The sequence below is a fragment of the Arthrobacter sp. TJ-170 genome (assembly GCF_058269305.1).
In genome coordinates this window covers 231,626-255,843 of record NZ_JBZCNL010000006.1, presented here as the reverse complement: position 1 = coordinate 255,843, position 24,218 = coordinate 231,626, and the positions used below count along the sequence as shown (strand labels likewise).

Annotated in this window: 25 protein-coding genes; 14 read left to right on the top strand and 11 right to left on the bottom strand. The window is 62.6% G+C overall.

What is annotated here, in order from left to right:
• A partial coding sequence (locus tag AC4D1W_RS13025) for a VOC family protein (protein ID WP_490899008.1) occupies nt 1-194 on the top strand: 194 nt, incomplete at its 5' end.
• Between the two features lie 123 nt (nt 195-317).
• Here the strand turns inward: AC4D1W_RS13025 and AC4D1W_RS13020 are convergent.
• Both AC4D1W_RS13020 and AC4D1W_RS13015 read right to left on the bottom strand, forming a co-directional pair.
• Complete coding sequence (locus AC4D1W_RS13020; RefSeq protein WP_490892308.1) at nt 318-461, bottom strand: hypothetical protein; 144 nt, start codon at nt 459-461, stop codon at nt 318-320.
• Nucleotides 462-647: 186 nt separating this feature from the next.
• A complete protein-coding gene (locus tag AC4D1W_RS13015; protein WP_490893011.1) occupies nt 648-1,592 on the bottom strand; it encodes a PLP-dependent cysteine synthase family protein in 945 nt (314 codons plus the stop codon).
• Nucleotides 1,593-1,737: 145 nt separating this feature from the next.
• On the opposite strand from AC4D1W_RS13015, the gene AC4D1W_RS13010 reads away from it, so the two are divergent.
• Nucleotides 1,738-1,926 carry a hypothetical protein gene (locus AC4D1W_RS13010; RefSeq protein ID WP_490893012.1) on the top strand — a complete coding sequence of 63 codons (189 nt, stop codon included), beginning with the start codon at nt 1,738-1,740 and terminating at the stop codon, nt 1,924-1,926.
• A gap of 112 nt (nt 1,927-2,038) precedes the next feature.
• Nucleotides 2,039-2,770 (top strand): DinB family protein, encoded by a 732-nt coding sequence (locus AC4D1W_RS13005; RefSeq protein WP_490899007.1) that lies wholly within the window; start codon nt 2,039-2,041, stop codon nt 2,768-2,770.
• Nucleotides 2,771-2,888: 118 nt separating this feature from the next.
• Here AC4D1W_RS13005 and AC4D1W_RS13000 read toward each other — a convergent pair whose 3' ends face one another.
• The 4 genes from AC4D1W_RS13000 to AC4D1W_RS12985 all read right to left on the bottom strand — a co-directional run bounded on the left by AC4D1W_RS13000 (nt 2,889) and on the right by AC4D1W_RS12985 (nt 7,163).
• Complete coding sequence (locus tag AC4D1W_RS13000; protein ID WP_490899006.1) at nt 2,889-3,386, bottom strand: hypothetical protein; 498 nt, start codon at nt 3,384-3,386, stop codon at nt 2,889-2,891.
• Nucleotides 3,387-3,571: 185 nt separating this feature from the next.
• Nucleotides 3,572-4,663, bottom strand: a complete 1,092-nt coding sequence (locus AC4D1W_RS12995; protein ID WP_490893015.1) for an SDR family oxidoreductase — start codon at nt 4,661-4,663, stop codon at nt 3,572-3,574.
• 143 nt (nt 4,664-4,806) lie between these two features.
• The gene (locus tag AC4D1W_RS12990) at nt 4,807-6,120 is read right to left on the bottom strand and encodes an Nramp family divalent metal transporter (RefSeq protein ID WP_490893016.1); all 1,314 of its coding nucleotides are present in this window, start codon (nt 6,118-6,120) and stop codon (nt 4,807-4,809) included.
• 107 nt (nt 6,121-6,227) lie between these two features.
• Nucleotides 6,228-7,163: a dihydrodipicolinate synthase family protein gene (locus AC4D1W_RS12985; protein ID WP_490893017.1), complete on the bottom strand. Its 936-nt coding sequence runs from the start codon at nt 7,161-7,163 to the stop codon at nt 6,228-6,230.
• Nucleotides 7,164-7,331: 168 nt separating this feature from the next.
• Between AC4D1W_RS12985 and AC4D1W_RS12980 the strand changes: the two genes are divergently transcribed.
• On the top strand, nt 7,332-8,369 hold the full coding sequence (locus AC4D1W_RS12980; RefSeq protein ID WP_490893018.1) for a LacI family DNA-binding transcriptional regulator: 1,038 nt from the start codon (nt 7,332-7,334) through the stop codon (nt 8,367-8,369).
• The gene (locus tag AC4D1W_RS12975) at nt 8,362-8,658 is read left to right on the top strand and encodes a hypothetical protein (RefSeq protein ID WP_490893019.1); all 297 of its coding nucleotides are present in this window, start codon (nt 8,362-8,364) and stop codon (nt 8,656-8,658) included. Before AC4D1W_RS12980 ends, AC4D1W_RS12975 begins: the two co-directional genes overlap by 8 nt.
• A gap of 1 nt (nt 8,659) precedes the next feature.
• Here the strand turns inward: AC4D1W_RS12975 and AC4D1W_RS12970 are convergent, their stop codons facing one another.
• Together AC4D1W_RS12970 and AC4D1W_RS12965 are read right to left on the bottom strand one after the other, a co-directional pair.
• Complete coding sequence (locus tag AC4D1W_RS12970; protein WP_490893020.1) at nt 8,660-10,381, bottom strand: FMN-binding glutamate synthase family protein; 1,722 nt, start codon at nt 10,379-10,381, stop codon at nt 8,660-8,662.
• 113 nt (nt 10,382-10,494) lie between these two features.
• Nucleotides 10,495-10,968, bottom strand: a complete 474-nt coding sequence (locus AC4D1W_RS12965) for a cupin domain-containing protein (RefSeq protein ID WP_490893021.1) — start codon at nt 10,966-10,968, stop codon at nt 10,495-10,497.
• A gap of 255 nt (nt 10,969-11,223) precedes the next feature.
• On the opposite strand from AC4D1W_RS12965, the gene AC4D1W_RS12960 reads away from it, so the two are divergent.
• A complete protein-coding gene (locus AC4D1W_RS12960) occupies nt 11,224-11,853 on the top strand; it encodes a hypothetical protein (RefSeq protein WP_490893022.1) in 630 nt (209 codons plus the stop codon).
• Nucleotides 11,854-11,891: 38 nt separating this feature from the next.
• Here the strand turns inward: AC4D1W_RS12960 and AC4D1W_RS12955 are convergent, their stop codons facing one another.
• Nucleotides 11,892-12,914 carry a DUF808 domain-containing protein gene (locus tag AC4D1W_RS12955; protein ID WP_490893023.1) on the bottom strand — a complete coding sequence of 341 codons (1,023 nt, stop codon included), beginning with the start codon at nt 12,912-12,914 and terminating at the stop codon, nt 11,892-11,894.
• Nucleotides 12,915-13,290: 376 nt separating this feature from the next.
• On the opposite strand from AC4D1W_RS12955, the gene AC4D1W_RS12950 reads away from it, so the two are divergent.
• From AC4D1W_RS12950 to AC4D1W_RS12935, 4 genes are all read left to right on the top strand, one after another.
• Nucleotides 13,291-13,632: a YciI family protein gene (locus AC4D1W_RS12950; RefSeq protein WP_490899005.1), complete on the top strand. Its 342-nt coding sequence runs from the start codon at nt 13,291-13,293 to the stop codon at nt 13,630-13,632.
• A gap of 178 nt (nt 13,633-13,810) precedes the next feature.
• Nucleotides 13,811-14,569 carry a VldE C-terminal domain-containing protein gene (locus AC4D1W_RS12945; RefSeq protein ID WP_490893025.1) on the top strand — a complete coding sequence of 253 codons (759 nt, stop codon included), beginning with the start codon at nt 13,811-13,813 and terminating at the stop codon, nt 14,567-14,569.
• A 47-nt stretch (nt 14,570-14,616) separates the two neighbouring features.
• Complete coding sequence (locus AC4D1W_RS12940; protein WP_490899004.1) at nt 14,617-15,309, top strand: LmeA family phospholipid-binding protein; 693 nt, start codon at nt 14,617-14,619, stop codon at nt 15,307-15,309.
• A 112-nt stretch (nt 15,310-15,421) separates the two neighbouring features.
• The gene (locus tag AC4D1W_RS12935) at nt 15,422-17,989 is read left to right on the top strand and encodes a rhamnogalacturonan lyase (protein WP_490899003.1); all 2,568 of its coding nucleotides are present in this window, start codon (nt 15,422-15,424) and stop codon (nt 17,987-17,989) included.
• 66 nt (nt 17,990-18,055) lie between these two features.
• Here the strand turns inward: AC4D1W_RS12935 and AC4D1W_RS12930 are convergent, their stop codons facing one another.
• The gene (locus tag AC4D1W_RS12930; protein WP_490893028.1) at nt 18,056-19,099 is read right to left on the bottom strand and encodes a hypothetical protein; all 1,044 of its coding nucleotides are present in this window, start codon (nt 19,097-19,099) and stop codon (nt 18,056-18,058) included.
• Between the two features lie 77 nt (nt 19,100-19,176).
• Entirely contained in the window at nt 19,177-20,163 is a 987-nt protein-coding gene (locus AC4D1W_RS12925; RefSeq protein ID WP_490899002.1) for an acetylxylan esterase, read from the bottom strand.
• A 184-nt stretch (nt 20,164-20,347) separates the two neighbouring features.
• Here AC4D1W_RS12925 and AC4D1W_RS12920 point away from each other — a divergent pair, with 184 nt between their 5' ends.
• The 4 genes from AC4D1W_RS12920 to AC4D1W_RS12905 are packed head-to-tail and all read left to right on the top strand — an operon-like array spanning nt 20,348 to nt 24,196.
• Nucleotides 20,348-21,646 (top strand): ABC transporter substrate-binding protein, encoded by a 1,299-nt coding sequence (locus AC4D1W_RS12920; RefSeq protein WP_490893030.1) that lies wholly within the window; start codon nt 20,348-20,350, stop codon nt 21,644-21,646.
• A 38-nt stretch (nt 21,647-21,684) separates the two neighbouring features.
• Nucleotides 21,685-22,671: a carbohydrate ABC transporter permease gene (locus AC4D1W_RS12915; RefSeq protein WP_490899001.1), complete on the top strand. Its 987-nt coding sequence runs from the start codon at nt 21,685-21,687 to the stop codon at nt 22,669-22,671.
• Nucleotides 22,668-23,573 (top strand): carbohydrate ABC transporter permease, encoded by a 906-nt coding sequence (locus AC4D1W_RS12910; protein ID WP_490899000.1) that lies wholly within the window; start codon nt 22,668-22,670, stop codon nt 23,571-23,573. The genes AC4D1W_RS12915 and AC4D1W_RS12910 overlap by 4 nt, the downstream gene beginning before the upstream one ends.
• The gene (locus tag AC4D1W_RS12905) at nt 23,570-24,196 is read left to right on the top strand and encodes a hypothetical protein (RefSeq protein ID WP_490893033.1); all 627 of its coding nucleotides are present in this window, start codon (nt 23,570-23,572) and stop codon (nt 24,194-24,196) included. The genes AC4D1W_RS12910 and AC4D1W_RS12905 overlap by 4 nt, the downstream gene beginning before the upstream one ends.
• The last annotated feature ends 22 nt before the right edge of the window (nt 24,197-24,218 follow it).

Genomic DNA, 24,218 nt, shown 5'->3' with positions numbered 1-24,218 from the left:
GGCCCAACGAGATCGGCATGCACCGCGTTGCCTTCTCGGTCGACGATATCGACCACGCCCTCGAGATTGCCGCAAGGCACGGCTGCCACCCGTTGCGCGGCGTCGCAACATACAGTGACGTCTACGAGCTCACCTATGTCCGCGGCCCCAGCGGCATCATTGTGATGCTCGCCCAGGAACTGAACAAGAGCTGAACGCAGTCAATTCGTCAGCGCGTCTATCCACGCGGACCTGATTGCAACGGACTGCCTCATCTGGCGCCGGTGCTTTCTGAACGATGTGTTCATGGAGAGGGGCGCGGCCGGGGGGAAGCTGGTCTATTTGTCCGGGCCGTTGAACAGTGGGGAATCGATGTCGTCGGTGTCGTGTTCTTCTGCGCCCTGATCGTTGTGCACCCGCTTCAGGGAGATTCCCTCTAGGTAAGACGGTACGGGAGGATCCTTCTCTTCATCACTTGTCATGGCGAAATTCTATGGGCCATTGGCAGGCTTGGCGGCCGTAGCGCTCCCGCAGTTAGGGGCAGTCTTCGATTGCCCCTAACTGCCGAACCCGGCGGCTGGTCCCGCAGGATCCCTCAACGTGCTCGGACGGGTCAATCGCGACGGACTTGAGACCCAAGTGCACTGTCACAATCTCCTGTGGAGCGATCAACTGCTTTTCTCGGGCCGGTAAAGGTCGGTGGAGAGGTAGCGAAGTCCGGAGTCGCAGAGAATAGTGACGATTGTCGACCCCGGGCCCATACGTTCAGCGGCCCGAAGAGCCGCGACGACATTCGCGCCTGAGGAAGTTCCGGCAAAGAGCCCCTCCTGCCGGGCGAGGCGCCGCGCCATATCCATCGCCTCGTCGGCAGATACGGTGAGGATGTCGTCGACGCTTTCCGGTTCCCAGAGCGGGGGAACAAAGCCGATGCCGATGCCCTCAATTCGATTGGCTCCAGTCAATTTGCCGGACAAGACAGCGGATTCGGCCGGCTCCACCGCGAAGACGCTGATGTCCGGGTTATGCGCGCGCAGCGCGCGCGTGACCCCGTGAATAGAGTGCGCGGTGCCAACCGCGTGCACGAAGGTGTCGATCTTGCCCTTTGTCTGCGCCCAGATTTCTTCCCCCATGGGGAGATACCCCGTTATCGCATCATGATTATTCAACTGGTCACACCACCACATGCCCGGTTCTTGGGATACTTCAGCGGCACGGGCGATCATCTGCTTGATCAGCGCTTCGGTGATTGCGCCATTGTCGCTGGGAACATCCTCGACGGTAGCGCCAAAGGCAAGCATCGTCCGCCGTTTTTCCTCGCTGAACGCATCCGAGAAAACGACGTGAAGGCCGAAGCCGAGCGCAGCGCATACAAACGCAAGCGAAATGCCGGTCGTACCAGACGTATATTCGACAACCGTCCCTCCCGGCTGAAGCCGACCATCCCGCACTGCGCCTTCAACCGCCGTACGGGCCATGCGGTCTTTCATACTCCCCGTCGGATTGGCCCACTCCAACTTCACAAAGACTCGGGCGCCGTTAGCCGGCACCACCCTGCGCAACTCCACCAGGGGCGTGTTTCCAATTCCCGCAAACGCTCCAACTGAATCGTTCATCTCCGAAGACCCTCTGCTTGTGCAGGCCGATAAGAGACATCGTGGCACTCCGGTAGGTCCGATACAACCGCTTCATGGCAGGCCACGTTGCAAGCGACCAATGAAGTTCGAATGCATGTGGAATCAAGTGCATTGGACCGACGGAATGCACGAGAATGTCGACGAAGACTACAGTCCCGAATGGTTCGCCGTGGAGGAGTTGTTGAGCGGACACTTCACCACTGTCGATTCCCGGTTCAATCGGGATGGAACCTGCGACGCCGTCGTCGTTACGGGCGCCGGGCGGGACCGCCTTTGGGCCCAGCTGGGATTCTTGCCCTTTTGCTTTCTGTGAGACTCATCGGGCCGCCGGCAGTCCATGGTGGAGACTGGGCCAGTGGGCCTGCCCAAAACTGTGGTGGTTTGCTGACGTAGCTCTTAGCGCCCCGTCACCGGATAATGAGGTGATGAAGACCTATTTCGGCACGAAGGAGTTCGAAGGCGCGACCTTTGTCAGGGCGAGTTTCAAGGGCGCCAGCCTGCGATTCTCCGATGTCAGCGGTGTGTCGATGCGCGGCGTCGACGTGGACGGACTCGACATTGACAGCCACGACCCGTTTTTCGGCAGCCTCTTCGTCAACGGGGTCGACGTGGTGCCGTTCGTGGACGCCGAACTCAACCGGCAGTTCCCGGGCCGCGAGCTGCAGAAGGCGCAGACGCCTGAAGGCCTGCGTGAGGGGTGGACCGCAGTGCAGTCTGCGTGGCAGGAGACGGTGACGGGTACACCGCTGGACCTAGTGGACGCGCACGTAGAGGATGAGTGGTCTTTGTCTCAAACCCTGCGGCACCTCATCCTGGCGACCGATGCCTGGCTGCGCGGGGGGATCCTGCGGAAGGAGCAGCCGTTCCACGAGATCGGACAGATATTCACCGGCGCCGGCGAGATGGGCTTTGACATGTCGATCTTCCGCGTGGACCCGCCGGCGTACGAGGAGATTCTCGCGGTTCGAGCGGAACGACAACGACAGGTAACGGATTTCCTGGTCACAGCCACGGCGGATTTGCTCGCGGAGGAACGCGAGGACCCATGGGGTGGCGGTGACTGGCGTCCCAGCGTCGGCGATTGCATTCGCGTGATCCTGGAGGAGGAGTGGGCGCACCTGCGCTACATACGACGGGATCTCGCTCGTATTCGCTAGAACGGGAGGCAGCAGCCAGACGGCGTGTTGGGAATCTTGGCCCACCACGGTTCCGGCCTTCCACAGCGCCGCTACACCTGTCGCCGACGGAGGATCCCTCGCCGTGCCTGTCGGCTCATTACGAATCCGTGATTACGAGTGGCTCTATTCGAGCTGCGCACGATGCTCGAATGAAAGGCTCCTCTGCGCCACCGACGCGGTTGTTCCTTCCTGTGTCATCACACCAGTCGATGTTGTGCGGGTAAGCCTCAACGGCCGCCTCCCCGGGCGTGGCAGTAGCCGGCAGCTGGAAGGAATAAGCAAAACCGCCGGCATCGTTCATCGGTGCGGTTTCATTGATGATCTTCTGTCCTCCCGCGTCCGTGACCGTCACTTTGACCCGGGCGTTCTCGCCGTAGCGAGGATCACAATCCGAGTCCTGCGCTTCGACGGTCACCGTCTCGCCAATCCCCGCACTCGACGGACTCACGGAGTAGGGCGGCGGCAGACAAGGAGGCGCTCCCACGAACGATGAACTGCAACCGGCTAGTACGGCGGCAATTCCTGAGAGCGCAAAGGTTGTGAGCAATGCTGCGGTATGCCTGCCGGGTGCGAGCCTTAATTCCTGCCGCTTCACTTCCCCAGTATGAGGAAGCCCCAAACCTTTTCTCGTGACATCCCTAGATTCGTCGCCGTATCGTTGCATGCCAAGACCGACAGGGCTGAGGGATACCTCGCGTTCTTGGTTCCGTGGTTGAACCTAGCCAGCAGGATCAGCGGCTATTGCTTGTTCCCCGCGGATCAGGCAGATGGCGTGGTGCCTCAGGGGATGAGGCCGTCTGCGCGGTAGCGGTCGAAGAGCGCGGTGAAGGCGTGCAGGGTGCGGCGGTACCCTGTAAACCCGGCGGTTCTGCTTTTGCCCATGTCCGTCACCACCTCGATGTTCCGGCCGAGGTCGCCGTCGGTGTGCCACCAGGACGCCACGCGGTCCAGACGCGGTTCGACGAGCCCGTGGTGTGCCGCGAGCTCCGCCCACTCGTCCTCGCGCCCGGCCATGGCCTGCTCGAGTGGCCGGGGGGCGCTCTCATACCCCTCCCAGGCGACGGCGAAGTACTCGGCGAGCCGTGGCCACATCCACCGCCACCGGAAGACGTCCCCGTTGACGATGTTGAACGCCTCGTCGGTGGCGGCCGGTGTGGTGGAGGCCCAGAGCATGTGCTCGGCGAGGAGCCCGGCGTCGGTCATGTCCGTCAGACCGTTCCACTGCGTCTCCGAGCCGGGGAAGACGAACGGCTCACCGGACTTCCTGCACAGTGCCGCCTGCACTGCGAGGGTAAGGCCCATGTTCATGGCGTTGCCCACTGCGTGGCCGATCACGGTGTGCGCGCGGTGCACGGACCAGGTGAATCCCTGCTGGGCCGCCGCCGCGAACAGTTCGTCCTCCTGCGCGTAGTAGAAGTTTCGGACCGGCAGCCTCGGCTCCTCCTCGTGAAATGGGGTGTCCGCCATCTCGCCGGCCGCATAGGCCTCGAAGGGTCCGAGATAGTGCTTCAGCCCAGTCATGAGGGCCACGTGGGCCACGTCCTTGCCGCGCAACGCGGCCAGAAGGTCGCGCACCATCCCTGCGTTGACCCGGATGTTCTCCTCTTCGGTGTCCTGCCGCGACCACGCCGTGAAGAACACATGCGTCGGGTTCTCGGAAGCGAGGACCCGCTCCAGCGACGCGACCGAGGTCAGGTCCGCCGAGAGCCAGCGCACACCGTCCCGCTTCGACCCGGGTGTGCGCGAGAGGGCCAGGACCGGCCACCCTTCCGCGGTGAGCGTGTCGATCAGGGCCGAGCCTGCGATCCCTGTGGCCCCCACCACGAGCGCCGTCCGCCGTTCACTGGGTACTGCCGCATCGCTAATAGTCATACGGGCGACAAGACGAGACGCCGGAGGGATATTCCTGAACACCCATGGTCCCTGCATTTCGTATCACCTAGTAAGCAAACAATGACTTCGACGAGGAGAGGCCCTGCGATCAGAATCGCAGGGCCTCTGGTTGACTCAGGTATTCAGCCTAAGAGCGTTGTGATGAGTCGGAGCGACAATGCCAGGATGGCGACTAGGCCGATGGCTGCGAAGATGTTGTGCCACCAGCGGTTTCGGAGGTCTCCCATGAGGGTGGACTTGTTGCTCATGATGACCAGCAGGACACCCAGCATGGGTGCTATAAGGACGGTCAGTGATTGTGCGATCACGATTAGTCCGACTGGTGACGTCTGGAAGGCGAGTGTGATGGTGAGGCCGAAGGCCAGGATTGTTCCGGTGACGATTCGTGCGGTGACTGATCCGGCTGCTGGTCCACGTCCGAGGGCATCGGAGAGCATGGTGCCGCCGGCGGTTGCGTTGGCGACCATTGATGAGAAGGCAGCTCCGGAGAGTCCGAGGGCGAAAATGGTGGCTCCGACCGGTCCTGCGAGTGGGGCGAAGACTGATGCGAGGGCGTTGATGGTGGCTGCTTCTTCGCCGGTCTGGCCTAGGACGGATGCGGCGACAATGATGACGAGGGCGGTCATGATTCCGGGGGCTACGATTCCGGGGATGGTGTCGACCAGGGTGATGTCTCGGTAGTCAGCGCGCGTGCGGCGATGCTCTTTGATGCCGTAGGAGTTGTAGAACGCGGCGTTGATGGAGAAGTTCGTGCCGACAAGCGCGACAACGAGTATTTCGCTGCCGGCTGGGAGGCGTGGTGCCATCCCTTCTAAAGCTAGGTACCAGTTGGGTTGGGCGACGAAGGCACTGGCCACAAATGCGAAGGCCATGAGGGCGACGATGACCAGGAGGACTTTTTCCACGATGCCGTAGACGTTCCGGAAGGCCAGGATTATGGCGACCGCGACGGTGCACACGACGCTCCAGAATACGGGGGAGCCGCCAAATATTAGGGAGAGCCCGAGACCGGATCCGACCGCGTTGCCCACTGAGAACATGAGGGTGATGCCGAAGACGCCGAAGCCGGCGAGGAGGCCGACGGGCTTACCCAGATGGTCCTTGATCGAGGTGATCAGCGAGGTTGGTACGGAGATGCCTAGCCGGACGCTCATGTCGGTGAAGAAGATCATCAGTACGGTGGATACGGCGATGACCCAGACGAGGGCGTATTGGTATCCGCTGCCGGCTTGGACTGCGGTGGCTAGATTGCCGGGGCCGAACTGCCATGCTCCGACCACGAACGCGGGCCCCATAAGGGCGAGGTAGCCCAGTAGCGTTCTGTGTCCGCCTTTGGCCGGTTTGGCGGGCGTCGCTTGAGGGTTGGTGTCTTTCGATGGCGCCCTCTGCTCTGATGCTGCAGGGGAATGGATCGTGTGGTTGTTTTGCTCGCTCACTGCGAGTCCTCCTTCTACAGCGTCGCTGCTGTGGGTCGTCATTGACCAAGTGGGGGAGTAGCTAAAGGAGGGGTGGCGGGCTGATCTGAACCCGCCACCCCTTGATGTTAGACCCGGGAAGTAACGTCGCCGAGGTTCGCTGACTTCAACGCTTCCGCGATCTCCGCTCCGGCGCCCGGTGCCAGCGGCAGCAGGGGAGAACGGACCGTAGCGTGCTCGAGGATGCCACGTGCGACGAGGCCTTCCTTGAGAGCGACGGTTCCTTCCATGTGCGAGCCGCGGTGGTAGACCGTCTTAGTAACGGGGAGGAGCCGGTCGTGAATAGCGCGGGCCGCGCGGTAGTCGCCTGCCTTGCCGGCTGCGATCAGTTCGACCAACGGCTCGGGGGCGAGTCCGCCGTATCCGACGAGGGCCCCATCAACATCGAACATGGTGTGAAGAAGGTATTCGTCGTGGCACGTCAGGATCTGCAGGTCGGGGTTCTCACGGCGGAGGACAGGAATCTCGGTATCCCAGCGCTTCATGTTGCGCACGCCGTTCTTCGTTGCGAACACACCCTCCTGGGAGGCGATGTCCAGCTGCGTCTGAAGGTTGTAGCTGGCCTTGGTCACGTCAGGGTACTGGAAGAGGATCAGCGGAAGGCCGCTGGTCTCATAGATTTCCTTGTACCGGTCCTGAGGAGCACCGTCCTGGAAGCCGAAACGGAGCCAGCCATGTGAGGGGTATACGAGGCCCGCGGATGCGCCGGCATCAACGGCACGCTTCGCTTCGAGAGCAGCGACCTTGCTGCCTTCGCCGGTGATACCCGCAATGATCGGAATTCGTGAATCGACTGCTTCCTTGAAGGACGCAATGACCTCGGCCTGCTCCTCGATGGTAAGGAAGGTTCCTTCTCCAGCGTGACCAAGGACGACTAGGCCCTTGACGCCTTCAACGGAGGCAAGCCATGCACCGAGCCGGCGAATCGCGTCGTGGTCCACGGCGCCATCGGTGGTGAAGGGTGTTACTGGGGCGGGAGTGAGGCCCCGGAGATCGATGGACATCGGATCTTCTTTCTGGTCGAGAAATTAGCGGCGGTATAAGCTGATGAGAACGTTTGCAGGAACGTTTTCAAGTATGTGACTTACAGCACGCCGATGTCAAGAGAATTGTTTTCGTGCCGCATCCGCGGTCCCTATGAGGGATACACTCGCCAATGATGGAGAGCTCCAATGAACCGAAACTTAGCCGCCATGGGTGATCGGCAACCCGTGACTTTGAAGGAAGTTGCTGACGCGGCCGGCGTCAGCATTTCCACAGTCAGCAGGATCCTGGACGAGCGCACTCCGCACTCCCGTTCTGCCTCCGCCGAGCGGGTTAGACATATTGCCCAGTCCATGGGGTACCGGCGGAATGTGTTCGCGTCCGTCCTACGACGCGGAACAACTGGAACCATCGGCGTCGTCGTTCCCCGTCTCAGCGATACCGTCATGGCCTTGATGTACGAGGCGCTTGAACGCGCAGCAAAACTGCGCGGGTACGTAACGATCGTGGCCACCAGCGGCGATGACGCTGAGGGAGAAAAAGCAGCCGCGGAAACCCTGTTGAATCGCAATGTCGAAGGACTCATCCTCGCCTCCACACTTCTCGGCGACACCTTCCCGCAGATTCTCGATCAGGCGGCTGTGCCCTACGCCCTGGTTCTCCGTACCGACGGAAAGAGCCCGTCATCACTCGGTGATGATGAAACGGGCGGATACCTGGCGGTTCGTCACCTGATAGACCTCGGTCATAGAGACATTGCGCTGGTGACCGGACCAGCGTTCGCATCAACAGCCCGCGATCGCCTGACGGGCGCACGACGAGCGCTCCTCGAGGCCGGGCTGGCGCTTCCCGAAGATCGTGTAGCGGGGGAGGGCTACCGCATCGAGCACGGCATCGCGGCCGCGCAACTGATTTTCCAGGCGCGCGCCGAGAAGCCAACGGCGGTGTTCGCCGCGAACGACAATCTCGCTCTTGGCGTGATGTCATCCGCACACAAATACGGCATGCAGATAGGACGCGATCTGGCATTGGTCGGGTACAACGACATCCCCCTCGCCGAAACGCTCCCAGTGCCACTCACCTCCGTGCGGGTGCCGTTCGATCAAATTGCAACCACCGCCTTCGAGCTGCTCCTATCATCTGATCAAAAGAACCCCATCCGACGGGCACTGCCAACCCTGATTCCGCGTGCTTCCAGCGGGGAGCACGTAGCAAGTCATGCATGAGTCCAGACTGGCACCCCGACCTGGCGGTAGCCCCTGGCTCTTTGTGGTCGCTGCTGTTTTCGCCGCTGCCGGTCAGCTTGGCGCTGGGTATCTGTACCTGGTGAGCGGTCTCGTCGCCCCGGGCTGGGCGGTCCTGTCGTTCCTCGTGTGGTGGCTGGTGCTCACATCTATCGGGGTTCGATTGGCCCTTCGCCGGTCATACTGGGTGCTTCTTGTTCCTGTTGTCGCGGTGGCGACGTGGGTCGGTGCGCTGTGGCTCGGCGGTGCAGTTCTGGGCTGGACGGCCTGAACTACTGTCCCGGCTCACCTTCGGGCCTGCCCACTTGGCCCTCGGGCTGGTGCTCGGTCCCGGGGATCCGGGCCTGATCATACTTCGGGCTGCCTGCCACCGCTTCCGCTTTTTGCTCGTCCTCCTCTGCTTCCTTCGGCGGTTCGCGGAAGTAGTCTGCATTCGCGAGGTTCCAGTCCTCGGCCCAGCTCCCGGGAGGGTTTCTGAGCAGTTCCCCCGGTTCCATCCATTTATAGATGTTGGCGTAGGAGCGCGTTGTAAGGTGGTCCACCCGGCGGCGGAGCATTCGTGGCGAAAGTTCGACTGGCGAGGCGCAGCCCATCGATGCCATGATCTGGACGCTCTCGTCGACGGTGAGCTTTTGGTAGTTGAAGACGCGTTCGCCTTTGTCTTCAACATTGAGCCCCCGCATGAGCCGAGGATTTTGGGTGGCTACTCCAACAGGGCATTCGTTGGTATGGCATTTCTGGGCCTGAATGCAGCCGGTGGCCATCATCATGGTCCGCGCACTGAGAGTGAAGTCGGCCCCTTCGATCAGGCGTTTTACGATGTCCGAGCCGGACGCTACCTTACCGGCGGCGCCGATACGGATCTGGGGGCGTAGACCCACACCTACCAGGGCGTTGTGCATGAGCATCAAACCTTCGGTCAGGGGCGTGCCGACATTGTCCTGATACTCCAGCGGTGCGGCGCCGGTCCCACCTTCGGATCCGTCGATGACGATGAAGTCCGGTGCTGTGTCCTCCTCGAGCATGGCTTTGCAGATAGCCAGCACGTCCACTCGGGAGCCCACGCACAGCTTGAAGCCGATCGGCTTGCCGCCGGAGAGTTCCCGTAGCTGTCTTACGAAGCGGATCAGCTCTCTCGGGGTGCCGAAAGCGCTGTGGCTGGCAGGGGAGACACAGTCCACTCCTACCGGCACTCCGCGCGCTTCGGCAATCTCCTGAGTGACCTTCGGGCCCGGAAGAACACCTCCCAGCCCGGGTTTGGCGCCCTGCGAGAGTTTTATGCTGATGCCCTTTACCTCGGGCCGGGCTGCCTTTGCCGTGAATGTCTCGGGGCTGAAGTGCCCGGTCTCATCCCGGGTGCCGAAGTACCCGGACCCTATCTCCCAGATCAGGTCCGCCCCATATTTGAGGTGGTATACCGTTAGCCCGCCCTCGCCGGTTTCATGAACAAAACCGCCAATCGCGGCGCCTTTGTTCATGGCCAGAACCGCATTCTTCGACAGCGAGCCGAAACTCATGGAAGAAATGTTCATCAGCGAAATATCATAAGGTTTCGTGCAGTGCGGACCGCCCAGACGGACGCGTGGATGCTGATTTGGCGGAGCGACCGGGGCGGTGGAGTGGATGAGGTATTCATAACCGATTTGGTTGACATCCCGCTCGGTACCGAATGCTTTGTGACTGTTCTCGCCCTTGGACCGCGCATATACCAGTGATCGCACGTCCCGGTTGAATGGTTTTCCGTCGACGTTTCGTTCAACGAAATACTGTTGAATTTCCGGCCGGATCGATTCCAGCAGGTATCGCATGTGCCCCAGGACGGGAAAGTTCCGGAGTACTGAGTGGCGGATCTGGACCACGTCCCACACGCCGATCACCAATATGGCCACTACCACGACTGCCAGAACCAGCCAGCCTACGGGACCGAAGGAGGCCGCCACGATTGTGGCGAAGCCCAAAAACACGAGGCTGACAAATACGAGGAAACGTGTCATATCTCGACTCTACGCTCGGTACGAGATCACCTTTGGGCCTGGTTCCACCTATTCAAAACTGACGCGCGAAGACGCCCGCAGTTGCTCTGCGGGCGTCTTCGAATTGCAGCGGCTCAGGCGGTCTCTTCTCCCTTGTCGTCGACTTCCTCGACCCACGACGGCGGTTCGTCGCGACCCTGGTCCTCGTCCTTCTCGGCGTCCTCCGGCGTCTCCTGCACTATGCCCTGGGCGTGGTGCGTGGGCGCGTAGATCGTGTAGAGGCGAAGTGGTTCGTCTCCGGTGTTCTCGACGTCGTGCCAAGTGCCGGCTGGTACCTGAATGCTCCAGCCGTCCTCGACATCCTGCTGGAAAGAGAGATTGTCTTTAGCGGGTCCCATCTTCACCCGGCCCTTGCCTGCATCGATGCGCAAGAACTGGTCGGTGCCGTGATGCACTTCCAGACCTATCGCACCTCCCGGCTCGATTGACATGAGCGTGACCTGCAAGTGCTTGCCCGTCCAGGCGACCCGGCGGTAGTCAGCGTTCTCCGTTGTGGCGCGCTCGATGTCGAAGGCGTTCGGCTTTGGTCCGTTGTCTGTGATGTCCATGAGTTCATTCTTAACCATCCCCCTGAGGATCACCACAACCGGGGGTGCGCTTTGCCTATATCCGCGTTCCCAGGGACCGCAATGGAGCGGTCCGTGGCCTCGTTGACAAGGGTTGGCGGCAGGAATAGATTAGCCGCGTCGGCCATAGGGCCGTTCTGCTCCACAGTCACTGGTCTCGGCGTCGCCTTGCAGGCAACCGATTTTTGCATCCATCAGGCAGGACCCGGACGCAGGATCCTGCGGTGCACAGTCCCCGTGAAAAACCCCAAGAAAACCCTTTGCTTTCCCCTTTTGCTCGCGCTCGCCTTCACAGTCGGCGCGCCTCCCGCTGCCGTCGGGCACGATGAAGAGTGGCACGAGCATTCGGGCGGTTTCCTACCAGTCCCGGCTGAGTACTACGACCCCATTGAGATCTCGGCTTGCGGCACCATGGTCACTCTCACCTCTGGCGATGTCCGGGAGGTGGAGATGAAAGAAAAAGTGAGGTGGGACGGCACAACGGTTGTGAAGTACCGAGGGGATGCCACTATTGATCTGCTCCGGGCCTCTGATGGAGCGTTCATCGACGAACTCGACATCTCAGGCGCAGGTAGCGACCGGCTTTCCTCAGATCAACGCAATCTAAGAATTCTACTGAAGGGACCATCCATCGTCTGGGCGTTGAGCGACCTTGAAGCTGAGTCCTTACGGGACGCCGGCCTACCCGAGTTCCTCTACTACAAGAGGGGCAAGCTCATTCTCGAGGCCGACTTCCCCGAGAGCATTGTGGAGAATCCGGAAGTCGCGCCCACTTCAGTGGAGATCGTCAAGAACACCATCCGCCATGCGAAAGATGTCTGCAAGATGCTCGATTACGCAGCCGAGAAGGACGGGCACCGGCACTGAACCGTTAGGGAAAGTCTGACTACACTAGTGGGTTCGAGCTAAGAGGCGGGATCGACGTTAGTTTTCCCCGGTCGATGGCCCGCGATCGCGGCGCGGACGTCGCCCTCTTCGTGCTCGCCCTTTTCCTTGCCGAACGGCAGCGCTTTCAGCAACGGGTGCACGATAGCCATGACGATGAGGCCCCAGGCGAGTCCCAGGATGGCGGAGCAAAGGGTGTTCACGAGCCAGGCCAGGAAGCCGCCCACAACCGCGATCCCGACGAAAGGGGCCTCGAGGGCATGGACCAGGTCATACGGCAGATGCCAGCCGAGATCGTATGCCCCCTGCAGCATGATGTGACCACCAACCCACAGCATGGCGACCGTCCCGATCAGGGTTATCGCTGCCAGCACGGCGGGCATCCCTTTGACGAGCATCTCGCCGAAGCGCTTGGAGCCCGCGGAATCCTTGGTGGTCAGGTGCAGGCCGATGTCGTCCATCTTTACAATCAGTGCGACGGCACCATAGACGATCACTGTGATCGCCAGCGCCACGACGACCAGAATTATTGCCCGGGCCCACAGGGACTCAGCAGCGACCTCGTTCATGGAGATGACCATGATCTCGCAGGACAGAATGAAGTCGGTGGTGATGGCACCCTTGATGACCTTCGCCTCGGCCTCAGGGCCTTTTTCAACTGCCGGCGCATCTTCGGCCGCGTGGTGGCCGCGGAACTTGTGCCAGACCTTCTCTGCGCCCTCGTAGCAGAGGTAGGTGCCGCCCAGCATGAGGATGAACGGAATGACCCAGGGTATGAAGGCGCTCACGAGGAGCAGCGCCGGCAGGATGATCAGCAGCTTGTTCCGGAGCGAACCCCAGAAGATTCGCTTGATCATCGGCAGTTCGCGGGACGGATCCGCACCGGACACGTATTGCGGGGTGACCGCGGCGTCATCGATCACTACGCCGGCTGCCTTGGTGCCGGCTCTGGCGGCGCCGGCAGCGACGTCGTCAACCGAGGCGGCGGCTATGCGGGCCAGCGCTGCGACGTCGTCCAGCAGGGCGACGAGACCGCCGCTCACAGTCCGCCCTCCAACTGCTCAAGGGGGGTCTGCTGGGCATAGGTGCCACGGGCAAGGTGCGTGATTGGCATGCTCAGAGTATAGGTGCAGGCGGCCGTCAACGGGGTGCCCTATCAGGACGGTTGCCCATCTCGGGTCCGAATGCTTTGAGGGCGTCGGTATCGGTTGCAGGACGGCGAACGAAGCCCGACGCTGCCGGGATTGATGATCATACGGTCGATGGCGAGCCGCATGAACGGCATGTGCGTGTGCCCGCAGACAATCGTCTGGATCTCGGCCAGCGTATCCTGCAGAACTGCAAGCGAGTCTGATGCGCAGCGTACCCGCATCGACGACGATGGAACGGTCCCTATAGTGCGAAGAAGGAGTCCACGCGATGACGAAGTGCCTGATCTCGTTCCCGAGCAGCGCCATGATGGTTTCCGACGAGGATCTGGAGGCAGTTTCGGATGCAGCGCACGCAGTCGTGCAGGAGGCGAAGGAGGCCGGCGTCTGGGTGTTCGGTGGCGGCATCGATGAGAGCGTTCCGCCTGTCATGGTCGATGGTAACGGGACCCTAATAGAGGGCACATACCCGCAGACGAAGCAGCTAGAAGGCGGCTACAGCGTACTGGAATTGCCCTCCCGTGAGGCAGCATTGGAATGGGCTGCGAAGATTGCAGGCGCCTGCCGATGCGCGCAGGAGGTGCGTGCGTTCCAGTACGATCCCGCCAGCTGACCGACCGCGGACTCGCTCCTGCCGTGGACAAGGAGTAGTGCATCCTCCCCGCGTGGGAACTAACAGCCCCAGTTGTCGATTAAGCCTGTAGCGGTTCCCTCCTCTTTCGATTACTGGAGTACTTCACCGCGGCGAAAGGGCACGTCATCGTAGTCAGAGCATCACGTCTGCACCTGTCATGAGGACCGGCGAGACGCATCGTGGCAGGAGCCATCCCATTCGTTGGCTCGCGGCCCTTTTGCTGCTCGGGCTGCTCGCGCTTGTAGGGGTGTCCTGCAGTTCCGGCTTGCGCACCGAGGGCGGCCCCCTGTCGGCACCCGCGGAGTGCACCGTCGAGACCTCGGAGGGAGAAGTCGGACTCGACCGTGATGAGGCGCAGCTGGCCACGACGGCCGTGGCGCTTTCGGCCCGAGGACTGGAGGCCCCGGACACCTCCGGCATCGACGAACGGGTGTTGGAGCGGCTGGCCAACGGACCGCCGGAAGACGCCGGTCCCAGCTTGACCTGTCGAGGCTCAGCGGCAAGTGACCTGCCGGAGCAGCAGATGACTGCCACGGGGTTGACACCGCGCGCCGAGCAGTTGCTCGAGGCGATGACCGAAGTGTTCGGTGAGCAAAGTCTTGGCGGGTTCGCCCCGGGCGGCGTTGACCGGGGACACGGAGCCGACTCGACGCACTACGACGGCCGGGCCATCGATATCTTCTTCCGTCCGGTCACCGAAGAGAACCGGCGTGAAGGGTGGATATTGGCCCACTGGCTCGTCGCTCATGCCGAGGACCTCAACATTCAGTACGTTATCTTCGACGACCGGTTCTGGAGCGCACACCTGTCTCGAGGGCAATGGCACGACTACGACGCACCCGAACCCGCCAATGAGATCCTGCGGCATCTCGACCACGTGCACGTGGACGTGCTCGGTGGAAGCGCTGAGTCGTGACCTGATTGGGACTCGCGCCTTGGACGGCGAGCCACCAGACTGTCCTCATGGAGTGGACGCGTGCGAAGGACTGGCTGATCGGTGCTGCTGGGATGCTCCTGCTCCTGGTGGTCACGGTCGCGATCTTCTGGTGGGTTGTGAGCGACCCGGTCGGCGGGGACGAAGGGGGACCAGCGCCGTCCCCGACGGTGGGCGCGGAAGGCCCTCCGAGCGAAGAGCCTCCCGCTGACCTTCGCGAGGATGAGGTGTGGTTCGCTGACCTCAGACTGGACGCTGGGACGGTAGTGACCTCGGGGTCGACGCTCCGCGATGTTCGGGCCGTCGGGCAGGACGTGGTCACGGGTCCGGACGGGTTGATCGCTACGCGGCTCACCGTAGACGCAACAGTGCCGTTCGGGGCTGTTGCCGATGAGCTCGGCGACGGGACCGAGGTCCGCGCCGCCGACGACGGCCAGGCCACGGTGGTTCGCACCGTTGAGGCCCTGGGTCGCGAGTTGCGTGTCACCGCCACCGGGACAGTCGAGGTTGAGGGCGGCAGGCTCGTTATGGAGCCACGCTCGATTGACATTGGCGGGCCCGACTTCCTCTCCGATGTCATCGCCACCGTCGTGCGCAGATTTGTGACCATTGAGCACGACATCGAAGGCCTGCCCGAGGGTCTAGTGCTCCAGGACGTCGCCGTCCAGAGTGACGGTTTCCGTGCCAACCTGCTGGGCGAGGACGTCAAGCTCGTCCCATAACGGCCCTCAACGGGAGCCCGAACCGGATACACATCAACGTTACAAAAACCTTGACCACCTCCTGCAGTTCGCCTAACGTTGAGAAAGCGCTTTCCGTTGAAAGGATTCAAAGATGAACTCGCGCTTTCGCTTCATCCCCGTACCAGCAACGCTCGCTCTCAGTGCAGCCCTGATCGCCGGAGGTGGCGGCGTTCCGGCCGCTGCAGCGCCGGCCCCCGATGCCCTGGTTGGCATCCAACTCGAACACCTCGACCGTGGACTCGTAGCGGCCAGTACCTCGGAGGGCACGTTCCTCAGCTGGCGGCTCCTCGCCACCGAAGTCACCGGTGCAAGTGAGACCGGCCAGACCGGAGCCGACTTCGCCGTATACCGCAACGGCGAGAAGATAGCCACGGTGACCGACAGCACCAACTACATCGACGCTGAAGGCGCGGCTGACGCGACCTACCAGGTTGCCGCCGTCGTCGACGGTGTGGAACTGCAGCGCAGCGCAGAGGTGAGCCCCTGGGCACAGGGACACACCGACATCCCGCTGCAGAAGCCGGCCGACGGCGTCACCCCCGCCGGTGAGAGCTACACCTACTCCGCTAATGACATGAGCATCGGTGATGCGGACGGCGACGGCGAATACGAGTACGTCGTCAAGTGGGATCCCTCGAACTCGAAGGACGTTTCGCAGGTGGGGTACACCGGCAACACCTACATCGACACGTACACGATGGACGGCACGCTACTGCACCGCATCGACCTCGGCGTGAACATCCGCTCCGGCGCGCACTACACGCAGTTCATGGTCTACGACTTCGACGGCGACGGCCGCACGGAAATGATGATGAAGACCGCGCCGGGCACCAAGGTTCTCACCTACGACGACGCCGGCAACGTCACCAACGAACGCTTCATCACCATGCCGGCCGATGACATCGCCGCCGGCTACAGCAACGAAGACGACTACCGGAAGAGCGCGGCCGACTACTACGAGCACGTGGTCGACATGTTCGCCGGCTGGCACGAGCACCCCGAGGTTGTCGCCGGCAACTGGCCTGCAACGCTCGAGGCGGCATTCGGTATCGAGGAGCGCTACGAGTACCCGCTTTCCGATGCTGACGCCCGTGCAATGGCCGACTATTTCATCGACGAGTACGCCCCGGGCCGCAGCACCCGCAACAACCTCCGCGCGTTCGAGGGCTTCATCCTCGACGGCCCCGAATACCTCACCGTGTTCGACGGCGCTACCGGCGAAGAGCTCCAGACCGTCGACTACGAGCCGGGACGGCACGACGACGGCCTCATGTGGGGCGATTACGCCATGAGCCGCATCGAGCCGGGCAACCGCGTGGACCGGTTCCTCGCCGGCGTCGCCTACCTCGACGGCCAGCGCCCGTCGGCGGTCTTCGCCCGCGGCTACTACACCCGCTCCACCCTTGTCGCCTACAACTGGGACGGCAAGAACCTCTCCAAGGTCTGGAACGTGGACAGCGGCTGGACGCCGATGACCAACCCGTTCAACGACGGTCCCCACGGTGTTGACGGAACGGACCCCGAGTTCGGCTCCATCACCACGCAGGGCTTCCATTCGCTGAGCGCAGCTGACGTCGACGGGGATGGGCGGCAGGAAATCGTCTATGGCGCTGCCACAATCGACGACGACGGCTCGCTCCTCAACAGCTCGTTCGCCGAGATGCCCGAGGGCAGCGGCGCACCGGGCACGCAGGCCCGACTGGGCCACGGCGACGCCATGCACGTGACCGACATCGATCCCAACCGCCCCGGCCAGGAAATCTGGACGGTTCACGAAGGTGGCCGCTGGGCCCCTTACGGCTCGGTCATGCGCGACGCCGCAACCGGTGAGGTCCTCTTCGGTGCGTACTCGGGACGTGACACAGGCCGCGGCATGATCGGCGATGTGCGCGCCGACGTCGAAGGCATTGAAGTGTGGGCCAGTATGCCGGGCGGCAGCGACGGATCGGGTCTGCTCAGCGCCGAGGGTGAGAGAGTCGATTCCAAGACTCCGGGCACCAACATGAGCATCAAGTGGGCAGCGGACCTGACCACGCAGATCGTCAACCGTTCAAAGAACGGGAACCCGACCATTGACGACTGGACCCGCGGGACGCTGTTGACAGCGGAAGGTACCCAGACCAACAACGGTACCAAGGGCAACCCCTCGCTCGTGGCCGATGCATTCGGCGACTGGCGCGAGGAACTGTTTGTCCGCACGGATGACAGCTCCGCAATCCGCGTGTACCTCAGCACCGAGGTCACCGAGCACAAGCTCACCACGCTGATGCAGGACCCGCAGTACCGCGCGGAGGTGGCACGCCAGAACACCACCTACAACCAGCCGTCGTACACGAGCTACTACCTGGCGTCGGACATGGACTTCGCGAACGTCCCGGTACCCGATGCCTGGACACCCGGTCTGGTTGCCTACCTGCAGGCCACGCTTGAGTCGCTGATTGCCAGCGGTGATGTTGCCGGTCCGGTTGCCAAGCAGCTCGAAACGTCGCTGGCCCAGGCCCAGGAGGCCGTCGAGCAGGGCAACCTCGAGAAGGTAGGAAAGGCGATGGACCGCTTCGAGAAGGCGCTCAACCAGGGCAAGAAGCCGGACGTCGTGTCCGATTCAGCCCGCGCCATTCTCGACAACGGAGTGCAGACTGTCCTCAATATGGTCCGGTAGCTTCCGGAAATTTCGGTCAGATAAGGCGGGTCCGGCGCAGCTGGACCCGCTTTATCCGCGCAATTTTCAGACGTCGTTGCGGGTGAAGGCGGCGGCGCGGACGACGTCGTCGTTCTCCAGTCCCGCTCCCAGCGCACCGCCCACCGTCGCCAGCGCTGCGGTCAGCAGGCTGAGCTGCGCGTATTCCGCGAAGCCCACCGACTCACCGACGACGGCGGCAAACACACCGGAGTCCACCAGCAGCACCGCTGCCAGGAAGGACAGGACGAAGAGCGCCCCGAAGAAGGTGACCACGCCGACCACCACGGTCGCGGTGGTCGCTAGGTTGAACAGCGCCACCTGTTCGCGCTCAATACGCCGCCGCGGACGCTCCCACAGGTCAGCGCCGATCATGAGGGTCAGCGTGACCGCGCCGACCGCAAGAACGGTCAACAGGATGAGCCGCAGCGGCCCGTAGGCGGTGGCCAGCAGCCAGAGGTCGCTCGTCGCAAGGGTCACCACGCCGGCGGCAGCCGCGGCCGTCAGTGCACGGGATAGCGTGACCGCCAACCGCCAGGGCCGGTTCGCGAGGATGAGCCCTAGCAGCACGCGAACGTTCCCCGCCACCACCCGCCCGGTGAACTGGATGGGGTTTTCATCCGCAAGGTCGGGTAGGTCCTCCACCAGCTCGCGGGCGTAGCGGGCGCGGTCCTCGGGCTCGTCGTCCTCGTCCCAGCCGACCAGCGGGCCGACCAGCCGCGCCACCGCCGTCGGAACGCTCTCCTTGCGGCCAACTGCACGCAATGCAGGCAGCGCCACCAGCCCCACCCTGTGAACGGGGCTGATCTGGGTAAGTACCGGCTTCCGCCCGCTGCGGAGGGCAAGATCGCTGACGACGACGGCGAGATCCCAGTCCTCGTCCAGCAGCCGGTCCCGCGCCGTTTCCAGCAGCTCCGACGGCGCCCGGCCATCGAGCGTTTCGACCGCGACGGACACGCGCCACCCGACGCCGGGGTGCTGCTCATGGAGCAGCCGGGGGAGGGCCTCGCCCAGTTCCTGCACGGACGCCGGGTCAAGGGATGGAGGTACGACGACGCCGAGCGTCAGAAGCGGTGGGGCACTATCGGGCACCGATCAATGATCCCCGGACCGGGCCGTCCGCGGAAATCCGGGACTGCCAGGACGGCTTCAGCTCCTCGAACCTGACCTCAGGCCGAAGCGAACACCTCGCGCTGGAAACGGATGTGCTCAGCGTTCTGGGCCGCGCCGCCGTTCTCATGCCCGTTATAGGGGAAGACGTTCATCGACTTCTCGCCGGCGTAGTGGTTGTAGGCGGCGTAAACGCACGACGGCGGGCAGACGTCGTCGAGCAGGCCTACCGAGAAGAGCGCCGGCATGGTGGCGCGGGCGGCGAAGTTGACGCCGTCGAAATAGTTCAGGGTGTTGAAGATTTCCTCCTCCCGTCCGCGCTGGATCCCGAGGTAGCGCACAAGTTCGCTGTACGGGGCGGTGTCGACGATCTCGGTTGCGCGCCGGATATGCGAGAGGAACGGCACGTCCACAATCGCGGCCAGCGGTGCATGCTCAAGGACGGTGGGGGAGAGCGCAGCCGACGCGAGCGCGATGGCCCCGCCCTGGCTGCCACCGGAAATGAGCACCTTCGTCGGGTCAACGAACGGGTGGGACTGGGTGGCCTCCACAGCCCGCACCGCGTCGGTGAACAGCCGCCGGTAGTAATACGTCTCCGGTGAGTCAATGCCGAGGGTCAGGTGGCCACCGACGTGTGGGCCGCTCACGCCCTGGTCAGGGGTGTCGCCGCTCCTGTGGCCGGCACCCTGTCCGCGGAGGTCCATAACAAAATGCGCGACACCGGCGCTCGGGATGGCGGTCCACTCGCCGACGAGGCTCCGCCCGCCGCCGTAGCCGATGTAAGTAACGACGGTGGGCAGGGGGCCGGAGGCGGAGCGGGGCCGAAGCATCCATCCCTTGATGGGGTGCCCGCCATAGCCTGCGAAGGTGACGTCCTCGGTGACCAGCTCGGAGTAGCCGGCGTCGATCTCGTCGAAGCGGGCATCTAGAGCGAAGGACGAGGCTTCGGCGAGCGTCTTCTCCCAGAAGGCGTCGAAGTCCGCGGGTTCAGTGCGGTCCGGCGCGTACTGCTCGAGCTCGCGGAGAGGGAGATCAAACTGCGGCATGTAAGGAGTCCTTCGCTCTTTTCGGTCTCGGAAGTATCACAAGTCACACTATTCTAGGAATAGGTCTTGCGCATTGAGACGATTCAATTTAGTCTCTTTGGAGAGCGCTTTCCGTGATGTGCACCACTGTACCAGCGGACCGAGAGCTTCACCTCATATCTGAGCCGTTCCCAGGAGGACAAAGATGTTCAATAAGATCTCACGACGCGCCGGATCCGGCGTAGCAGTCACTGTCGCAGCAGCTCTCATGCTGACGGCATGTGGCGGCAACGGCGGCGGCGAAGCCGGCGGCACCCCTGACCCGAACGAGGAAGTCACCCTCAACTTCACCTGGTGGGGCAATGACGACCGAGCCGAGCGTTACAACGAGGCCATCGCACTGTTCGAGGAAGAAAACCCGAACATCGACATCAACGGCACGTTCATGGACTTCCCCGCCTACTGGGAGAAGCGCCAGACAGAAGCCGCAGGCGGCGGTCTTCCTGACGTCATGCAGTTTGATTACAGCTACCTGCGTCAGTACGGGCAGAACGGACTGCTCCTCGACCTGTCGGAGTACGTCGGCAACGGTTTGACCACCGACACGATCGACGAGACCCTGCTGGCCACCGGCAAGCTCGAGGATCAGACTCTCGGCGTTCCCACCGGTTACAACGCCTGGTCGCTCTTCGAGAACCCGGCACTCATCGAGAAGGCCGGCGTCGAAGGCTACGAGGGCGGAACGTCCTGGGAAGAGTACGAGGAGTACATGGTTCGCGTCAGCGAAGCCAGCGACGAGGTGTGGGGCGGAACCGACTACACCGGCCGCATCCAGAACTTTGAGCTCAAGCTCCGCCAGGAGGGCCGCGAACTCTTCACCGAAGACGGTCAGCTCAACTTCACCCAGGAAGAGCTGGCCGAATTCTGGGGCAGCACGGCTGAGCTTCGCGAAAGCGAAGCAGTCATCCCCGCCCGCACGCTGGAGGAAGTACTCCCGAAGTCAGGCTTCGGTTCGAACCTCACCGCAAGCGAAATGACCTGGTCCAACTTCATGGGCGGTTACCTCGGTGACACCGGAGCAGAAGATCTGACCATTCTCGCTCCTCCCACCAGTGATCCGTCAGTGAAGGACCTCTACCAGAAGCCGTCCATGCTGCACGCAGTATCCGCTGGAACCGAGCACCCTGAAGCTGCTGTCGCCTTCGTCGAGTTCCTGGTCAACAGCCCCGAGGTCGGCAAGATCTTCGGCGCATCGCTCGGCGTCCCCGCTTCGGAGACTGCCCTCGAAGGCGCAGCCCTTGAAGGCCCCGAGCTTGAGGTCAAGGAATACCTGGACTCGGTTGCTGACCGCATTGGTGATCCCCCCGCCGCACCGGTTGTCGGCTACGGCGCACTGGAGAACACTTTCCTCACGCTGGGTACCTCAATCGGCCTGGGCGCTACAACTCCTGAAGAAGCCGCACAGCAGTTCTTTGACGAGGCCGCCGTTACGCTCGGCAGCTGAACATCGACCTTAGCTATCACCGCTATTAGGAGCAGTTCATGATCACGGGATCGGCGCATGCGCCAACAAACACCCGCACCAACGCCGAACCCGGCACCCGTCCGGCGGGCAACCGCCGGACGGGTGGGCAGCCCAAACGCAAACGCAGCAGGGACACCGTTGCCGGTTACGCTTTCCTTTCACCATGGCTGCTCGGGCTCTTTGCACTCACCCTGGGCCCGATGCTTTATTCGCTGTACCTCGCCTTTACGGACTACAACCTCTTCACTGCACCGAAGTGGACCGGCCTGGGCAACTTCGAACGCATGGCCGGCGACACCGTGTTCTGGGGATCGGTACAGATCACCCTGATCTACGTCCTCGTGGGAACACCTATCAAGCTGGCCGCAGCACTCGCCGTGGCCATGCTGCTGAACTTCAAGACCAAGGGCACCGCGTTTTTCCGCTCGGCTTTCTACGCACCGAGTCTCATCGGCGCCTCGGTCAGCATCGCGATCGTATGGCGGGCAATGTTCTCCGCCGACGGTCCCGTCGACAGCGGACTGAGCCTGTTCGGCATCAACCTTGGCGGCTGGATCGGCGTGCCGACCCTGATCATGCCAATGATGATCCTCCTGGCTGTGTGGCAGTTCGGCGCACCCATGGTCATCTTCCTTGCCGGCCTGAAGCAGGTACCCGCCGAACTCTACGAAGCCGCCTCCGTGGACGGCGCGAAGGCATGGCGCAAGTTCCTCAGCGTCACGCTGCCGATGCTCTCCCCGGTGATCTTCTTCAACCTGCTGCTCGAGATGATCGGAGCCTTCCAGATCTTCGCTTCGGCTTACATCATCGGCTCGGGTACCGGCGGCCCTGCCGGCGCCACCAACTTCTACACCGTCTACCTCTACACCCGCGCATTCACGAACAACCAGATGGGCTACGCCTCGGCGATGGCCTGGGTGCTGCTGATCGCGGTAGGCATCCTCGCGTTCATTCTTTTCCGCACCTCCAAGAGTTGGGTGCACTACGGAGGTGACACAAAGTGACCACGATCGAATCTAACCCCACGGCAGTACCCCCGGTCCAATCCGATCGCAAGCGCCGCCAGCCCCGACGCAAGACTGCGGCTACGGCGGCCTGGATTGTCGGCATAGTGTTGCTGACTGCGCTGGTGCTCTATCCGCTCCTGTGGATGATCTCGGCTTCCTTCAAGCCCAGCGCCGAATTCGGTTCGAACAATAGCCTCCTGCCCGAAAACCCCACCTTCGAGAACTTCGTCAAGGTCATGGAGGGTGTAGCAGGCATTCCCACCTGGAAGTTCTTCTGGAACTCGACCATCCTCGGCATCGGCGCGGTGATCGGCACAGTCATCTCCTCCTCAATGGCTGCCTACGCTTTCGCCCGTCTCGACTTCAAGGGCCGGCCGCTGTTCTTCACGATGATGATCGGAACGCTCCTGCTCCCGTTCCACGTGCTGATCATTCCCCAGTACATGATCTTCCGTAACCTCGGCATGGTGGACACCTTTTTCCCCCTCCTGGTTGGCAAGTTCCTGGCCACTGAAGCGTTCTTCGTGTTCCTCATGGTCCAGTTCATCCGCAACCTGCCCAAGGAACTCGACGAAGCGGCACGCATCGACGGCTGCGGCCACTGGCGGATCTTCTGGTCCATCACCGTTCCGCTGATCAAACCGGCGCTCATCACCTCCTCGATCTTCGCGTTCATCTGGAGTTGGAACGATTTCCTCGGCCCGCTGCTGTACCTGAACTCGCCGGAGAACTACCCGCTTCCGCTGGCACTGCGTGTCTTCAATGACCAAACCAGTGGTTCGGACTACGGCGCAACGGTTGCGATCGCCGTGCTCGCTCTGCTGCCGGTCATGTTGTTCTTCGTGATCTTCCAGCGGTTCCTCGTGGATGGCGTTGCCACCCAGGGCCTGAAGGGATGACACCCCGCAGCGCACGCAAACGGCGCGAACGACCCCAGCTCGACGGCACCCAGCTCAAGTGGCCGGGCGCCGAGGGGAAGTTCGCGCTGTTCGCGGAAGTGCTGTGGATAGGCATTCTCACCGTTGCCGGCGGACTGCTGCTTATTACCCTTCCGGCGGCGATGGCAGCCTCCACCCGGCACCTACACCGCTATCTGCTGGCCGAGCGATCCACGCTCGGCCAGTGGTGGTCGGACTTCCTTTCCGCCCTCCGTACCGGTTGGGTTGTGGGATTGGCGACGGCGGTGCTAGCCGCGGTCCTGCTCTTCAACCTCCTGCTCGCCGGCACCCAGGTGCTACCGGGCTGGCAGGCAGTACTTCTTGTCGGGCTGCTGGCACTGACCGCATTCGCGTTGGCGTTGCTGCAGGCCGCTGTCCGCTGGAGTCCCGAGAAGGGCTGGCGGCAGGCCGTGCGGGACGGGCTGCAGGCCTTTGTTGCGGACCGCGGGGCGATTGGCCCGCTGATCGTCGCGCTGGTGCTCACCGTCGTCGTAACGTGGCAATTGCCGCCGTTGATCGTGCCCGGAATGGGCTGCCTTGTTTTTGCTGTACTCGTTGTGAAGGAACGCGAGCGCAAGCTTTAGAGCTTTCCAACTCTTGAAAGGA

Coding starts and splice junctions, on each gene's coding strand:
- AC4D1W_RS13020 (WP_490892308.1), bottom strand. CDS start 461: ATGACAAGTGATGAAGAGAAGGATCCTCCCGTACCGTCTTACCTAGAG.
- AC4D1W_RS13015 (WP_490893011.1), bottom strand. CDS start 1,592: ATGAACGATTCAGTTGGAGCGTTTGCGGGAATTGGAAACACGCCCCTG.
- AC4D1W_RS13010 (WP_490893012.1), top strand. CDS start 1,738: ATGCACGAGAATGTCGACGAAGACTACAGTCCCGAATGGTTCGCCGTG.
- AC4D1W_RS13005 (WP_490899007.1), top strand. CDS start 2,039: ATGAAGACCTATTTCGGCACGAAGGAGTTCGAAGGCGCGACCTTTGTC.
- AC4D1W_RS12995 (WP_490893015.1), bottom strand. CDS start 4,663: ATGACTATTAGCGATGCGGCAGTACCCAGTGAACGGCGGACGGCGCTC.
- AC4D1W_RS12985 (WP_490893017.1), bottom strand. CDS start 7,163: ATGTCCATCGATCTCCGGGGCCTCACTCCCGCCCCAGTAACACCCTTC.
- AC4D1W_RS12980 (WP_490893018.1), top strand. CDS start 7,332: ATGAACCGAAACTTAGCCGCCATGGGTGATCGGCAACCCGTGACTTTG.
- AC4D1W_RS12975 (WP_490893019.1), top strand. CDS start 8,362: ATGCATGAGTCCAGACTGGCACCCCGACCTGGCGGTAGCCCCTGGCTC.
- AC4D1W_RS12970 (WP_490893020.1), bottom strand. CDS start 10,381: ATGACACGTTTCCTCGTATTTGTCAGCCTCGTGTTTTTGGGCTTCGCC.
- AC4D1W_RS12965 (WP_490893021.1), bottom strand. CDS start 10,968: ATGGACATCACAGACAACGGACCAAAGCCGAACGCCTTCGACATCGAG.
- AC4D1W_RS12950 (WP_490899005.1), top strand. CDS start 13,291: ATGACGAAGTGCCTGATCTCGTTCCCGAGCAGCGCCATGATGGTTTCC.
- AC4D1W_RS12945 (WP_490893025.1), top strand. CDS start 13,811: ATGAGGACCGGCGAGACGCATCGTGGCAGGAGCCATCCCATTCGTTGG.
- AC4D1W_RS12940 (WP_490899004.1), top strand. CDS start 14,617: ATGGAGTGGACGCGTGCGAAGGACTGGCTGATCGGTGCTGCTGGGATG.
- AC4D1W_RS12935 (WP_490899003.1), top strand. CDS start 15,422: ATGAACTCGCGCTTTCGCTTCATCCCCGTACCAGCAACGCTCGCTCTC.
- AC4D1W_RS12925 (WP_490899002.1), bottom strand. CDS start 20,163: ATGCCGCAGTTTGATCTCCCTCTCCGCGAGCTCGAGCAGTACGCGCCG.
- AC4D1W_RS12920 (WP_490893030.1), top strand. CDS start 20,348: ATGTTCAATAAGATCTCACGACGCGCCGGATCCGGCGTAGCAGTCACT.
- AC4D1W_RS12915 (WP_490899001.1), top strand. CDS start 21,685: ATGATCACGGGATCGGCGCATGCGCCAACAAACACCCGCACCAACGCC.
- AC4D1W_RS12905 (WP_490893033.1), top strand. CDS start 23,570: ATGACACCCCGCAGCGCACGCAAACGGCGCGAACGACCCCAGCTCGAC.